Origin of the sequence: Micromonospora sp. NPDC049645 (assembly GCF_040675155.1) — a bacterium.
Classification (GTDB): domain Bacteria; phylum Actinomycetota; class Actinomycetes; order Mycobacteriales; family Micromonosporaceae; genus Micromonospora.
The window spans coordinates 207,651-222,012 of sequence record NZ_JBFAOI010000002.1; the positions used below are offsets into that span (position 1 = coordinate 207,651).

A 14,362-nucleotide genomic window follows, 5' to 3' on the forward strand; every position below is an offset into this window, starting at 1 on the left:
GAGGAGCATCGCCTTGGGCATCCCCGTCGTGGAGCACCCCTTCCGACTCGATCCCGAACTGTCCACGCCACTGACCGACGCCATCGCCACTATGTCCATGCCGCTGACCGACGCGCTGATCCCGCAGCGCCGGGTGGCCGCCCACCGGGACGTGCTGTCCGACGCCGACATCACGGCCGCCGGCTGCATCGTGGTGGACCTCGGACGGGCCGGTGCGCCCCCGCCCACCCCGATCCTGATCGCCCGGCCGGCGACCACCCCGTACGCCCGGCCGCCGGTGCTCTTCTCGATCCATGGGGGTGGCCTGGTCGCCGGGCACCATCGCAGCAGCGAGCTGCGCTTCGACCTGCGACGGGCGGTGCGGCTCGGCATGGCCGTCGCGTCGGTCGAGTACCGGCTGGCCCCCGAGCACGGCGGCCCGGCCGCGGTCGAGGACTGCTACGCCGGACTGTCCTGGGTGGCGCGCCACGCGACGGAACTCGGCCTCGACCCGGGCCGGATCGTCGTCACGGGCAACAGCGCCGGCGGTGGGCTCGCGGCGGGATGCGGCCTGCTCGCCCGCGACCGGGGCGGTCCTGCCCTCGCCGGCCTGCTGCTGCAGTCGCCGATGCTCGACGACAGGTGCGACTCGGCGTCCGTCCAGGAGTTCTGGGCGGCCGGGCTGTGGGACGGCCGGTCCAACCTCGCGGGCTGGACCGCCCTCCTCGGCGACGCGCGCGGGTCGGACGCCGTCCCACCGCACGTGGCGGCGGCCCGCGCCGAGGTCGCCGGCCTGCCACCGGTCTACGTCGACGTGGGCTCCTACGAGGCCCTCCGCGACGAGGCCGTCCGGTTCGCCGGGCGGATCTGGGACGCCGGCGGCGCCGCCGAGCTGCACGTGTGGCAGGGCGCCTTCCACTGCTTCGACCAGTGGGCCCCCGAGGCCGCGATCTCCCGCGCTGCCGACCAGGCCCGCGACGACTGGGTCGACCGGGTGCTGGCCGGTGTCGACGGACGGACGGAGGCTCGGCGATGAACCAGACGAGACTGCCGGCCGTCGCCGACCGGGAGGCCGTCCGACCCGGGGATGCGCGGGCCGGGGCGATGTTCGAACGGTTCACCACCGACGGCGTCGGCTATTTCGTCAAGCGCTGGAGCCACCACTCGGACTGGCTGGCGCGGGTGACCGGGGACGACCGGTACTGGCCGCTGCTGGCCTGGAACGCCGGTCTCATGGGCCGGGCCCGCCCCTTCGTCGACCACTGCATCGAGTCCATCGAGCTCGCCCCGGACGACGCCGGAGGCGAACTGGTCGTGCTGATGCGCGACGCCGCCGCCGACCTCATCCCGGACGGCCACGCGCCGATCGCACCCGAGCAGGAGATCGGGCTGCTCACCGCCATGGCCGAACTCGACACGCGGTTGCTTGGCTGGCGCGACGACGTCGGCCTCATGTCGATGCGCCAGCGGCTGTTGATGCTCTCCCCGGCCAACCTGGCCGGGGAACTCGCCCGACCGGGGCCCCGGCCCGGTCCCGTCGCCGCCGCCGACGAAGGGTGGCGACGGCTGGCCGCCGTCGACCCGCCGCTCGCCCGCCTCCTGCAACGGGTCCACGACGAGCCGGAGCGACTCATCCAGCTGCTGCGCGGCACGCCGGCCGGGTTCGTCCACGGAGACTGGAAGATGGGCAACCTCGGGCTGCGCGCCGACGGCGAAGTCGTCCTGCTCGACTGGAGCTTCCTGGGTGAAGCGCCGTTGGCCTGGGACATCTGCTGGTACCTCGCGCTCAACAGGGAACGGCTCGTCACGGACAAGGACGAGACGCTCGATCGGTTCCGCCGCCTCGTCGACGAGCGCGGTGTGCGCACCGCGGGCTGGTGGGACGAGCAGGTAGCCCTCTGCGTCGTCGGGGTGATGGCGGTCTTCGGCTGGGAGAAGGCCCTCGGCGACGGCGACGAGCTGGCGTGGTGGTCCCGGCGGTGTCAGGCGGTGGCGCACCGCCTGCGACTGTGAGGCGCCCCCCGGCACGGGCCGCAGAGTTCATTCACCACCCGGGTCACGGCCGCCCCGAAATCGGTCACGAACGTCACGTGACCGGCGGCCCCGGACGCCTCGACCCGGTGCCGTGCCGCACGTCCGTGACCGGTGCCGACCAGCAGACCCGGCACGCGGAGGCGGCGGGCGGCCTCCATGTCGGAGACCTGGTCGCCGACCATCCACCCGTGGCGGACGCGTTCGCCGGCGAGTCGCTCGACGGCCGTGACGGCGCCCGTGCGCGGCTTGCGGCACCGGCAGTCCTGATCGTCGCTGTGCGGGCACACCGCCACGTAATCGATCAGCACCCGTGCCGGATCCAGCCGGTTCAGGAGCAGCTCACCTGCCGCCAGCACCCGCTCCAGCGCCTGTTCACCGCGGCCGACCGCCCCCTGGTTGGTGACGACGACGACAGCGACGTCGTGAGCGGCCAACCGCTCGAGCGCGGCCACCACACCGTCGAGGACCACGATGTCCGGCCCGCCGGGCCGGTCCAGGCGCACCGTCGCGAGTACGCCGTCGCGGTCGGTGAGCAGCGTGCGCCGCAGCGACCGCGGCGCGGCCGACCAGCGGACGAGTACGGGTTCCACCGGCGTCCCTCCTGACCGTCGCGCAGTGCTCGGCCCACGGCAGTTCCGGAAAGGAGCACCATGCACCCCAGTCGGACATCCACCCTGCACGAGCGTTTCTCGTGGCTGGCCGCGTGCCACCCGGATCATCCCGCACTCTCCTGCGCCGGTGCCACGGTCACGTACGGCCAACTCGACTCCCGATCCCACCGGTGGGCCGCCGCGCTCGCCGCCCGGGGTGTAAGGCCGGGCGACGTCGTCCCGGTGCACCTGCCCCGGTCGGTCGAGCTCGTCACGGCGCTCCTCGCCGTGCTGAAGACCGGCGCGGCGTACACGCTGCTCGACCCGGACTGGCCGACGGGACGCGTCGACCAGGCCCGGGACGCGGTGGGCGCGAGGACGACGGTCACCGCCGAGTCCTTGCCGGAGCTCGACCGCGGCGCCGCCGGTCCCGCCGCGCCGGCCGACACCGACGCGGACACCCCGGCCTGCGTGTTCTTCACCTCCGGCACCACCGGTACGCCGAAGGCGGTGCTCAGCCCGCACGGAGCGACGCTGCGACTGTTCGACGGCGACCCGTTCATGCGTACCGGCCCCGGCCTGGTGATTCCCGCGGCCGCGGCGCTGCCGTGGGACGCGTTCGCCCTGGAGCTGTGGTCGGCGCTGGCCACCGGAGGCACCGCGGTGCTCATCACCGAGCGGTACCTGTCGGCGACCGAGCTACGCACGGTGGTGGCGCACGCGTCGGTCAACACGGCCTGGCTGACCAGTTCCCTGTTCAACCAGATCGTCGACGAGGACCTGGACGCCTTCACCGGTCTGACCGAGCTGCTCATCGGCGGGGAACGGCTCTCCGTCGGTCACGTCCGCCGGTTCCTGGCCCGGCACGGCGGGATCCGGCTGGTCAACGGCTACGGTCCGGTCGAGACGACGGTGTTCGCCACCACCCACGACATCGTGCCGGCCGACACCGACCGCGCGGACGGCATCCCGTTGGGCCGGCCGGTGCCCCGCACCAGCGTCCGGGTCGTGGCGGGAGACGCACCGACGCCGGTGGGGACGCCGGGCGAGATCGTCGTCGGCGGTCGCGGCGTGGCGATCGGCTACCTCGACGACCCGGCCGCCACCGAGGCGAAGTTCGTTCTGCTGCCCGAGGACGGCGGTTCGGGCCGCTACTACCGCACCGGCGACCGTGGCTACCTCGACCACGACGGCGTCCTGCACTACGCCGGCCGGCTGGACCGGCAGGTGAAGGTCCGCGGCGTGCGGGTCGAACCGGCCGAGGTGGAAGCGGCAGTCGCCGCCGTGCTGCCGGTGACCGCCTGCCGGGTGGTGGCCGCACCCGGTCCGGTCACCGGCGACACGCGGCTCGTGGCGTTTTGCGTGGCCGAGGGACGGCGGCCCGACGGCGACGCGGCGAAGCGGTTACGACAGGTGCTGCTCCCGCAGCAGGTGCCGACCGTGAGCTGGGTGGACCGGTTGCCACTGACCGCGAACGGCAAGGTCGACGAGTCCCAGCTGCTGGCCGGGCTGGCCGGGACCGCGACAGGGGGCGGCCCTGTGCCCGCCGGTGGCGACGTCGTCGACCAGGTGCGGGGAGCGTTCCGGTCGGTCCTCGGCGGGCCGATCGACGATGACACATCGTTCTTCGCCGCCGGCGGCAGCTCACTGGACGCCGGCCGCCTGTGTACCCGGCTGTCCCGGGCCCTGGGACGGCCGGTGCCGATGAGCCGGGTGTTCGAGGCGCCGACTGTGACCGGGCTCGCCATGCTTCTCGACCGCGCTGCCGCCGACCCGGCGCCGCCGCCGACGGGCCTCACGCCGATGCAGCGGATCTTCCTCCTCCGGGCCTTGCTCGACCCGGACGACCTCACCAACCACTGCCTGATGACGTGGCGCCTGCGCGGGCCGGTCGATCGGCCCGCGCTGTCCAGGGCGCTGGCGTACCTGCACCGCCGGCAGCCGATGCTGCACTCGGCATACGGGATCGACGCCGGCGTCCGGACTGGGCCGGCCGTGCCGGCACCGCCGCTGCACGAGCTGACCTGCGCCGACGAGGAAGAGGCTTGGGCCGAGACGCTCCTGGCGCTGGCCGAGCCGTTCGACCCGGCGGGCGGGCACGTGTGGCGGCCGGTGCTGGCCCGGTGGGGTCAACGGGACGCGCTGCTCGGGCTGGCGTTCCATCACGTCGCGTTCGACGGGTCCTCCGAGGCGGTGGTGGCATGCGAGCTGAGCCTGGCGTACCGGGGGACGGACCTGCCCACCGACGCGGTGGCGCCACCCAGCTCGGCGCCGGCCAGCGACCGTCTCCTAGCCGTGACCCGGGACCTGGCGGGCGTTCCGCCGCTGCGGTGGCCGGACGACCGGACTGAGCCCGACGGGGTGCGTCAGGTCGTCCGTCTCCTGCCGCCCGACGTCGTCGACGCCGCGGCCGGCCGGGCGGCACGGGCCGAGACGACGCTCTTCGTGACACTGCTGTCCGCCTGGGGGCGGACCCTCGCCGAGGTCTGTCGGACCCGGGACTTCGCCGTCGGCGTCCCGCTGAGCCTGCGCGACGGCAGCGACGGCGATGTCGGCTGTCGGATGACCACGGTCCCGGTGCGGCTCACCGGCGCCGCGCTCGCCGACGACGGCTCGGGACTGCCGGCGCTGGCGCAGCGGTGGCGGCACGCCGTGGCCCATCGGGAAGCCCCGCTCACCGAGGTGCTGAGGTGTGCCGACCACGGCGACCGGCCGCCGGTGTTCCAGACCATGTTCGCGCTGCAGGACACCCCGTCGCCCCGGTTGACGCTCCCCGGCGTCGAGGCGCGATTCGTCCGGCCACCGTACCTGGATCTGCCGCTGGACCTGCACCTTGAGCTTTGGCCGGAACCGTCCGGGGCTCTGACCTCGATCGTCTCGTACCGGACCGACGCGGTCGGCCCTGCCACCGCGCAACGATGCCTGGACGACTTCGCGCGGCGACTGCGGTCGGCTGCTCCTCAGGAGGCCGACGATGTCCGAGTTTAGGCCGGAACGGCTCGAGGAGCCGGAATTCCACCAGGACGACGACCGGTACCGGCTGTGGGCGTGGATGCGGCGACACTCCCCGGTCCACCATCATCCCGCCGGCACCTGGCCCGCCTTCTGGTCGGTGACCCGGTATGCGGACGTTCGCCGGGTGTACGCCGAGCCCGAGACGTTCTCCTCCCGGGCCGGGGTCCTGCTGCGGTCCCGCGCGCACGGCCTCGACCCGGCCGGCGACATGACCATGGCCCTCTCCGACCCGCCCCGGCACCAGGAGTTCCGCGCGCTGCTCGCGCCACACTTCGACGAGCGCAGCGCCCGGGCGTTGCGCGAGGCGCTGCGCGAGGACATCCGGCGGGTGCTGCTTCCGCTGCGCGACGGCCAGGTGGTCGACGTCGCCGAGGAGGTGGGCGGCGCACTCTCCCTCGGCCTCATCTGCCGGGTGCTCGGCGTCCCACCGAAGGACCACGCCCAGTTGCAGCGATGGACCCACGACACGTTCCAGCAGCGCCGCTCCCTGACCAGTAGCGGCGAGATCACCCGATACCTCCTCGACCTCATGGTGCAGCGGATGGAGCAGAGCCGTCCCGACGGGCTCAGCGCCCTGCTGGAAGGCCAGGTCGGCGGTGAACTGCTGACCGAGGCCGAGATCCTGCTCAACGTGGAGAACCTGGTGGGGGCGTCCGAGAACGCCGGTCTCACCATCACTTCCGGGCTGCACGCGCTGATCGAACACCGGAGCCAGTGGGGGCGGCTCGTCGCCGACCCCGCGCTCGTTCCGACGGCGATCGAGGAGATTCTGCGCTGGACCAGCAGCGCGGTGCACAGCGCGCGTACCGCGACCCGCGACGTACGCCTCGGTGACGCGCTGGTCCGCGCCGGTGACACGGTCGTGCTGTGGCTGCCATCGGCGAACCGCGACGAGCGCGTGTTCACCGACCCGGACGTTTTCACCGTGGACCGGGTACCCAACCGACAGGTCGGACTCGGCTTCGGCCCGCACGTCTGCATCGGCGCCACGATGGCCCGGCACCAGCTTCGACTCCTCCTCGACGAGACCGCAGACCTCTGGTCCCGGCTGGAGGTCTGCGAGCCTGTGACGCCCCTGTCGTCGCTGGCCGTCCAGGGGCCCGCGCACCTGCGCGTACGGCTCGCTCCGGTTGCGGGCACGACGGGTTTCGATAGGTTGAGTGGTGGGTCAGGATCACGCAGCTGAAAGAAGCCGGATCCACAGGAGGCGAGAAGACGTTGAGTCTGAAGGCAATCTGCAGCACCACCGTGGTGGACCATCTTCACCGACCCTGCGAGGGTTTCCCGCCGGCCGTGGCGGACAGCTTCCGGTTCTGGGCCGAGCAGGCCCCGCAGCGCCCCGCCCTGGAGACGGGGGACCTAACCATGAGCTACCGGGAACTGGACCGCCGGTCCGTCGCCGTGGCGGCCCGGTTGCGCGAGGCCGGGGTACGCGCCGGTGACGTCGTCGCCGTCCTGCTACCCAACGGCGCCGACGCGGTGGCGGCGGTCCTCGCGATCCTCCGGCTCGGCGCCGCCTACGTGCCGGTCAGCCCGAAGGACCCGCACGCTCAGATCGTCAGGGTCCTGCCGGACGCCGGGGCCCGGGTGGTGTGCGCCGACCGCCGCTGGTCCCGGCTCGCCGACGAAGGCTTCCGCGTGGTCGACGTCGCGACGGTTCACGACGGTGACGAGCCGGTCGAGCCACACCCGTCCCGGCCGACGGACGTGGCATATCTCTGTTACACGTCGGGCAGCACCGGTGAGCGCAAGGCCGTCGTCGTCGACCAGGGCAACCTCGCCCACTCCACGGCGGCCCGACGCGCCGTCTACCCCGGCGCCGCACGCTTCTACTGGATGTCCCCGCTCCACTTCGACTCGTCCGCCGCCGGCCTCTGGGGCACCCTCACGAGCGGCGGTACGCTGATCGTGGCCGACGAGCACACCCTGACCGACCGGGCGGCGATCCTGCGCTCCCTCACCGCGTCCCGGGCCACCCAGATGCTCTGCATCCCCGCGCTCTACGACGCGGTGCTGCGCGAGATGAAGCGGTTGCCCGAAGCGGTCCCGCCGTCGCTGCGGACCGTCATCCTGGCCGGCGAGGCCCTGCCCCAGAGCGTGGCGGACCGACACTTCGCCACGTTCGGCACGCGGGTCGACCTCGTCAACGAGTACGGGCCGACCGAGTGCACGATCTGGGCCAGCTACCACCGGTTGCGACCGTCCGAGCCGGTGACCATCGGCGTACCGGCGCCGGGCGTCTCGATCGACGTCGTCGCCGACGACCTGGTCCCGGTGCCCGCTGGTCAGTGGGGCCAGATCATGGTCAGCGGCCCGACGGTGGCCCGGGGCTACCGGGGCGGATCCACCGCCGGCCACGGCTCCCCGTTCCGCCAACACCCCGATCGCGGAGCCGCCTATCTGACCGGGGACCTCGGGCGGATCGACGACGCCGGCCGGCTGGAGTTCGGGGGTCGTACCGACGACCAGGTCAAGGTCCGCGGCCACCGGATCGCCCTGGGTGAGGTCGAGCAGTCGCTGCTCGGGCTCGACGAGGTCCGGCGTGCGGCGGTCGTCCAGGACGACGGCACCGGCGAGCTGCGCGCGTTCGTCGAGCCCGACCGCGGCACGAGCGCCGAGGCGGTGAAGGAGCGACTCGCCGAGCGCGTCCCGCGGCACCTGGTGCCGGGGACCGTGGAACTCGTCGACCGCCTGCCGGTCACGAGCACCGGGAAGCTGGACCGTGCCGCCCTGCGGCGGACCGCCCCGTCGGCGGTGCCGGTGCCGGCGGGACCGGCCGGCACCGGCACCCGCGAGGCCGTCGCGTCCGCCTGGTGCGCGGTGCTGGGCACGGAGGCGGTGTCCGACGACACGAGCTTCTTCGACGCCGGCGGCACCTCCCTGCTGGTGTTCGCGCTCCAGGACGCGCTGGCCGAACGGCTGCAACGCCGGCCCGACGTGGTGGACCTGTTCGCCCACCCGACGATCCGGTCGCAGGTCCGCCTGTTCGACAGTGCCGACAACACGGGGCCCGATCCCGCCGCAGCCCGTCTCGCCGCGGCTCGTCGGCAGCGGGTGTTGCGCAGCGCCGGGTCCGTGTCGTCCGCCGAACGACTCCGCTGACATGCCTACCGCCGACCCGTGGTTGCGCTGCTGGCGACCGGTACGGACGCCCGTCGCGAACCTGGTGTGCCTGCCGCACGCCGGAGGATCGCCTGGCTTCTTCTCGTCCTGGGTCGAGGCGCTGCCGGACATCCAGGTGTTCGCGGCGCACTACCCCGGCCGCGGTGAGCGCGCCCATGAGCCGCCGGAGACGAGCATGCCGCGGGTCGCGCGGCGGGTCGCCCAGGCCATCCGCCAGACGGTCGACCCCGGCGGCCGGCTGATTCTCCTCGGGCACAGCCTCGGCGCGCCCGTCGCCCTGGAGACCGCCCGTGTCCTGGCCGCCCTCGGCACCGAGGTCGACTGGCTCATCGCCTCGGGCTCCCGGCCCGGCCCGCACGAGCCGACCGAGCGCCGGGCCTGGTTGCCCGAGCAGAGCGACGCCGAGGTGCTGGCGGGCCTGCGGGACATGGGCGGCACCGACCCCGAGGCGCTCGCCGATCCGGAGTTTGTCTCGCTGGTCACGCCGTACGTCAAGGCTGACTCCGTCCTCTACCACTCGTACGTCATGGAGCTGACGCCGACGCTGCGTTGCCCGATCACCACCATCGCGGGCCGCGAGGACGTGCACGCGGACGTCCGCCCCTGGCCACGCCTGACCACTGGACGGCACACCCACGTCCCGGTCGCCGGCGGCCACTTCTACCTCGTCGACCGCCCGCCGATCGACGTGGTCAGCGAGATCGCCCATCGAGGTGACAGTCCTGAAGGGAAGAGCGGTGAGCACAGTGCGGACCACACACGTCCCAGCCGGGGGGCAACCCCTCACCGCCGAACTGGTGGACCAGTTCGCGCGTGACGGGTATCTCGTCCTGGCCGGGCTGATCCCACCCGACCTGGTCGAACGCCTCAAGCCCGAGGTCGACAGGTGGAGTGACGACGGGCTACGGGCGGCCTCGATCGAGGCGGCGCTCAACGGTGACACCGCCGGCCCGCCGCAGGTCGAGATCGAGATGCCGGCGCACGGCCGGCTCGCGTGCCTGCCCGACCTGATGCGGGTGCTCGATCAGGTGCTCGGGCGCGACTTCGTCTTCCACCACATGCACAGCTGCCGGCAGGACCCGACCACCGGCGGCAAGCCCTGGCACCACGACTACGAGGGACCGGAGTCGACGGACCGGGACGGGCTCATGGTGCACGCGCTGCACTATCTCGACGGGCTGACCGAGGACGTCTCCCCGCTGGTCGTGGTGCCGGGCAGCCACCGCCGCGTGGTCGACAAGCACGAGCTGGTCGCGCTCGGCACGCGTCCGCTCGACGGTGAGGTGGTGATCGACCGTCTCCCGCCCGGTTCCACCGTCCTCGCCCACTCGGCGCTGTGGCACGCCCGCCGGAAGACGGCACGTGACGCGCACAGCCGGTACTTCATCGACACCTCCTACTGCCAGGGGGACCGGCGATGGCGACCGGTGAAGCCGTACTGGCGGGACATCCTCCGTCGCGCGCACGAGCTGCGACTCGGTCGTCCGGCGTACCCCCGACTCTTCGACGACGGACCGTTCCTCGAGTACCGGCCACCGACGGACGCGCGATGACGGCGCCGGCGGACTTCTTCGCCATCGCCTGGTCGGCCGACGGCTACGAGGTGGCCGAGGTGGCCGACGGGCGGCTCGGGCCGGGCCAGCGCCGCTTCGCGTTCGGCCCGGTCGACGCCCTGGCGGCCGCGCTCGCGGCCGACCGGCCCACGGCGTCCGTCGTGGTCGAGAGCACGAACGGCATCCTGGACGGGCAGCTGATGGCACGCGGCCACACCGTCTTCGGGCTCGATGCGGATCACCTGCCGGCCCGGCCGACGTTCGGTTCGGTCGACGCGGCGCAGATCGCCCTGGCCGCGCTCCGGGAACCCGCGGCGCTGCGCCCGTTGGACCGCCGCCGAGGCACGCAGACCGGCCGGGAGGACCGGCTGGAGGCCGGCATCGCGCAGAGCCGGGAGGCGACCGAGCGTCTCGCCCGATCCGGTGCCTGTCTTCACCGTGGCACCGGACGCGATGTCGCCCTCACCTTCGACGACGGCCCCGACCCGGTCTGGACCAACGCTGTGCTCGACGTGCTGCAACGCCACCGGGTCCGCGCCACCTTCTTCTGCACCGGCGGCAACAGCAGCGCCCATCCACGGGAGCTGGCCCGGATCGTCCGTGAGGGCCACCTCATCGGCAACCACACCTGGTCGCACCCGTTCCTGGACGAGTTGTCCGTCGACGAGCTGCGACGGCAGGTCGACGAGACCTGGTCGGTGCTCGACCGCGCCGTTGAACTCCCGCAGCGACGATTCTTCCGGCCGCCGTACGGATCCCGGACGGACCGGACGCTGGACTGGCTCGGCGAGTCCGGCATGATCACCACGTTGTGGGACGTCGCACCCGACGACTGGTCGATGCCGGGCGCCGACGAGATCGTCTGCCGGACGGTCGACGCGGTGACCGGCGGCTCCATCGTGCTGCTGCACGACGGTGGCGGTGACCGGTCGCAGACCGTCGCCGCGCTCCCCGGCATCATCGACGCGGTCCGCCACGGCGGCGCTGAGCCGGTGCGGCTCGACGAACTCGAAATGGCTGGCGCGTGATCCGCAACTGGGCCGGCAACCAGGAGTTCACGCCGCGCCGGGTGGCATTCCCGGCCTCCGTCGATGAGGTGCGGGACCTGGTCGCCGCCACCGACACAGTCGGTGTGCTGGGGGCGGGCCACTCGTTCACCGACGTTGTCAACGACCGCGGGACGTTGGTGCGACTCGACCGGATGCCGCGACGGATCGTGGTCGACGAGCGGCGGGGAAGCGCCGTCGTCTCCGCCGGCACCACGTACACCGAACTCGCCGGCGTGCTGCATCCGAAGGGCTGGGCGGTGGCGAACCTGCCGTCGCTGCCGCACATCACGCTGGGCGGCGCGGTCGCCACCGGGACGCACGGGTCGGGCGTACGGCTGCGGTCCCTCGCCGACAGCGTACGGGCGGTGCGGTACGTCGTGGCGGGTGGCGGGCTGCGGACTTTCTCGGCCGCGGACGACCCGGAGCATTTCCCCGGAACGGTCGTCGCGTTAGGCGCGCTCGGGGTCGCCGTCGACTACACGATCGCGCTGACCCCGACGTTCGACGTCGCCCAGTCGGTGCGCACGGGGTTCACCGTCGACGAGGTCGTGCGCGACCTGCCGGCCATCCTCTCGTGCGCGTACAGCGTCAGCGTGTTCACCGACTGGTCGGACCAGACCAACGTGTTCCTCAAGGAGCGGCTCGACGGCCCGGCCACGACCTGGCCCGGCGGGACCCGGGCCGACCGGATGATCCCCCACGTGCCGGACGGGCCGACGGACGGCATGACACCGCAGCTCGCGCAACCCGGTCCGTGGTTCGAACGGCTTCCTCACGTGCTCGCCGACGCCGACCTGCGCGCCGGGACCGAGTTGCAGTCGGAGTACCTGGTGCCGGCCGAGGATGCCCCGGCGGCCGCCCGCGCGGTGCGGGACCGGGTCGCGGCGATCTCCGCGTGCCTGCAGGTGTCGGAGCTGCGCGCCATCCGCGCGGACGAGCACTGGCTCAGCCCGGCGTACGACCGCGACAGCGTCAGCCTGCACTTCACGTGGCGGTGGGATCCGTCCGCCGTGCGACGCGCCATCGAGGTGGTCGAGGAGGCGCTACGACCGTTCTCCCCGCGCCCGCACTGGGGAAAGCTGCACGGGATGTCCGCGGCCACCCTGGCCGGCCGATATCCGCGCCTGGACCGGTTCCGTGCCCTGGTGGCCGAGGTCGACCCGGCCGGCACGTTCCGGTCCCCGCTCGTGGAACGTCTGCTGGCCAGGGCCGGGGCCACCGCGTCGATGTCCGATTAGAATGCGGCCCAGTGTCAGGGTGGGCGCTGCCACTGTTTGCGCTGGTTGGGATCCTGGCCGTCGATGATCTGGCTCGTCGGTTCGGTGCCGTCCGGTCGGGTCGGCCTTCCTCCGTTGTGCCGGCCATCGTGGGTCGGGGCCGACCGGCGTGACTTGACAGGAGCGTGCCATCGCCCGCATGTGTCGAGTCGGCTGGAGTGGGCCCTGCTGACCGCGGGGGAACGGGTGGTGCGGGTGCTGCCGAAGCTGATGGCTGGGGCCCCGCGGCAGCGCTGGCACCCGCGGCACCACGAAGGCCCGCAGAGCCCTGAAACGCCGATTCGCCCGGATCGTCTTCGACCTACTTAAAGATCAGCAACCAGCCCGGCCGGCCATGTCTAGGGCGGCGGCTCGATATAGGAGCAACAGATGACGAAGATGCACGCCACCGCGCTGGACATCGACAACGATCTCGTCTCGCGTCTCGTGGCTGAGCAGTTTCCCCAGTGGTCGGCGCTCCCGCTGGTCGCGGTGCCGTCACCGGGCACCAACAACGCGCTGTTCCGGCTGGGGCCCCGGCTGGTGGTCCGGCTCCCGCTGCTCGAACGCGCGATCCGCCAGCTCGACAAGGACTTCAGCTGGCTGCCCCGCCTCGCCCCGCACCTGCCGGTCGCGGTGCCGGAGCCGGTCGCGAAGGGGCGACCGGCCCTGGGCTACCCGTGGTCCTGGGGCGTCTACCGGTGGCTGGACGGGCGGACGGCACCGGCGACGGGCCTGGCGGACAGCGCGGCGGTGCCGGCGCTGGCCGGGTTCGTCACGGCGTTGCACGCTCTCGACCTGCCGGACGGGCCACCGGCCCGCCGCGGGGTGCCGCTGCTGGCGCAGGACGCCGGAGCGCGGGACGCGATCGACCAGTTGACCGACACCTACGACCGGGCGACGCTGACCCAGCTGTGGGACGAGGCGCTGGCCGCGCCGGGCTGGGATCGACCGCCGACGTGGTTGCACGGCGACCTGGGACCCGGCAACGTACTGCTCCGCGACGGCGCCCTGACCGCCGTGATCGACTTCGGCGGACTCGGTGTCGGTGACCCGGCCTGTGACGCGATCCCGGCCTGGAGCCTCGTCCCGCCGACCGCCCGGGAGGCGTTCCGCCGGGCGCTTCGGCTGGACGACGCGACGTGGAGCCGGGGCCGCGGGTGGGCGTTGTCGATCTCGCTGATGCAACTGCCGTACTACTGGGACAGCAACCCGTTCCTGAAGGCCAACTCGATCCACGTGATCAACGAAATCATCCGGGAGCGGTTCGGCCCGAAACACGTGCCGCCGACGCTCACCGATCAGGTGTAGTGACTGTCCTCTCCTCGATCCGACACCGCGAAGGTGAAGCAACGCACCGAGTCGCTCTCACTCACCGGAGCGAGGCTGTGCACCACGTTCGACGGGATGTGCACCAGGTCGCCGGGGTGGACGACCGCCTCGTCGTCGCCGACGGTCATGACGCCGCGCCCCTGTAGCACGTAGTAGAACTCGACCGACGGGTGCTGGTGGGCCTCCACCATGTCGCCGCCGGCGACCTCGAACTCCGTCACGTACTCGAGGTAACCGCCTTCGGTCGCCTTGCGCAGTTCCTCGGGGCGCACCAGCCACCAGACGTCGACAGTGTCATGGGACTTCTCACGCTTGCAACGATCCGTTGAACGTAGGTCCATGTCGATGATTCTACCGATTCTCGCGCTGCCCGCCCGTTGAGAGATTGATCGACGAACCTTCCCGGTGGCCGCCGGCGCCTCGGGGCTTTC

The 14,362-nt window shown here is 72.7% G+C and carries 12 protein-coding genes; 10 read left to right on the plus strand and 2 right to left on the minus strand.

What is annotated here, in order from left to right; all coding sequences use genetic code 11:
• Positions 1 to 13: 13 nt before the first annotated feature.
• Positions 14 to 1,015, plus strand: coding sequence for an alpha/beta hydrolase fold domain-containing protein (locus tag AB0J33_RS06500; RefSeq protein WP_363610578.1), 1,002 nt, complete (start codon positions 14 to 16; stop codon positions 1,013 to 1,015).
• Positions 1,012 to 1,992, plus strand: a complete 981-nt coding sequence (locus AB0J33_RS06505) for a phosphotransferase (RefSeq protein WP_363610580.1) — start codon at positions 1,012 to 1,014, stop codon at positions 1,990 to 1,992. The genes AB0J33_RS06500 and AB0J33_RS06505 overlap by 4 nt, the downstream gene beginning before the upstream one ends.
• On the opposite strand, the gene AB0J33_RS06510 is transcribed toward AB0J33_RS06505, so the two are convergent.
• Positions 1,962 to 2,603 carry an HAD-IIIA family hydrolase gene (locus AB0J33_RS06510; protein WP_363610582.1) on the minus strand — a complete coding sequence of 214 codons (642 nt, stop codon included), beginning with the start codon at positions 2,601 to 2,603 and terminating at the stop codon, positions 1,962 to 1,964. The genes AB0J33_RS06505 and AB0J33_RS06510 overlap by 31 nt on opposite strands.
• 60 nt (positions 2,604 to 2,663) lie before the next feature.
• On the opposite strand from AB0J33_RS06510, the gene AB0J33_RS06515 reads away from it, so the two are divergent.
• The 8 genes from AB0J33_RS06515 (at position 2,664) to AB0J33_RS06550 (ending at position 13,910) form a co-directional block, all read left to right on the plus strand.
• Positions 2,664 to 5,591: an amino acid adenylation domain-containing protein gene (locus tag AB0J33_RS06515; protein ID WP_363610584.1), complete on the plus strand. Its 2,928-nt coding sequence runs from the start codon at positions 2,664 to 2,666 to the stop codon at positions 5,589 to 5,591.
• Positions 5,578 to 6,804 (plus strand): cytochrome P450, encoded by a 1,227-nt coding sequence (locus AB0J33_RS06520; RefSeq protein WP_363610586.1) that lies wholly within the window; start codon positions 5,578 to 5,580, stop codon positions 6,802 to 6,804. The genes AB0J33_RS06515 and AB0J33_RS06520 overlap by 14 nt, the downstream gene beginning before the upstream one ends.
• A 32-nt stretch (positions 6,805 to 6,836) precedes the next feature.
• Positions 6,837 to 8,720 (plus strand): non-ribosomal peptide synthetase, encoded by a 1,884-nt coding sequence (locus AB0J33_RS06525; RefSeq protein ID WP_363610588.1) that lies wholly within the window; start codon positions 6,837 to 6,839, stop codon positions 8,718 to 8,720.
• Between the two features lies 1 nt (position 8,721).
• Positions 8,722 to 9,558: an alpha/beta fold hydrolase gene (locus tag AB0J33_RS06530; RefSeq protein WP_363610590.1), complete on the plus strand. Its 837-nt coding sequence runs from the start codon at positions 8,722 to 8,724 to the stop codon at positions 9,556 to 9,558.
• Positions 9,539 to 10,294 (plus strand): phytanoyl-CoA dioxygenase family protein, encoded by a 756-nt coding sequence (locus AB0J33_RS06535; RefSeq protein WP_363610592.1) that lies wholly within the window; start codon positions 9,539 to 9,541, stop codon positions 10,292 to 10,294. Before AB0J33_RS06530 ends, AB0J33_RS06535 begins: the two co-directional genes overlap by 20 nt.
• Complete coding sequence (locus AB0J33_RS06540) at positions 10,291 to 11,322, plus strand: polysaccharide deacetylase family protein (protein WP_363610594.1); 1,032 nt, start codon at positions 10,291 to 10,293, stop codon at positions 11,320 to 11,322. The genes AB0J33_RS06535 and AB0J33_RS06540 overlap by 4 nt, the downstream gene beginning before the upstream one ends.
• The gene (locus tag AB0J33_RS06545; protein ID WP_363610596.1) at positions 11,319 to 12,581 is read left to right on the plus strand and encodes an FAD-binding protein; all 1,263 of its coding nucleotides are present in this window, start codon (positions 11,319 to 11,321) and stop codon (positions 12,579 to 12,581) included. Before AB0J33_RS06540 ends, AB0J33_RS06545 begins: the two co-directional genes overlap by 4 nt.
• 408 nt (positions 12,582 to 12,989) lie before the next feature.
• A complete protein-coding gene (locus AB0J33_RS06550; protein ID WP_363610598.1) occupies positions 12,990 to 13,910 on the plus strand; it encodes an aminoglycoside phosphotransferase family protein in 921 nt (306 codons plus the stop codon).
• On the opposite strand, the gene AB0J33_RS06555 is transcribed toward AB0J33_RS06550, so the two are convergent.
• Positions 13,901 to 14,272, minus strand: coding sequence for a cupin domain-containing protein (locus AB0J33_RS06555; protein WP_363610600.1), 372 nt, complete (start codon positions 14,270 to 14,272; stop codon positions 13,901 to 13,903). The two genes, AB0J33_RS06550 and AB0J33_RS06555, sit on opposite strands and share 10 nt — an antisense overlap.
• Positions 14,273 to 14,362: the final 90 nt, after the last annotated feature.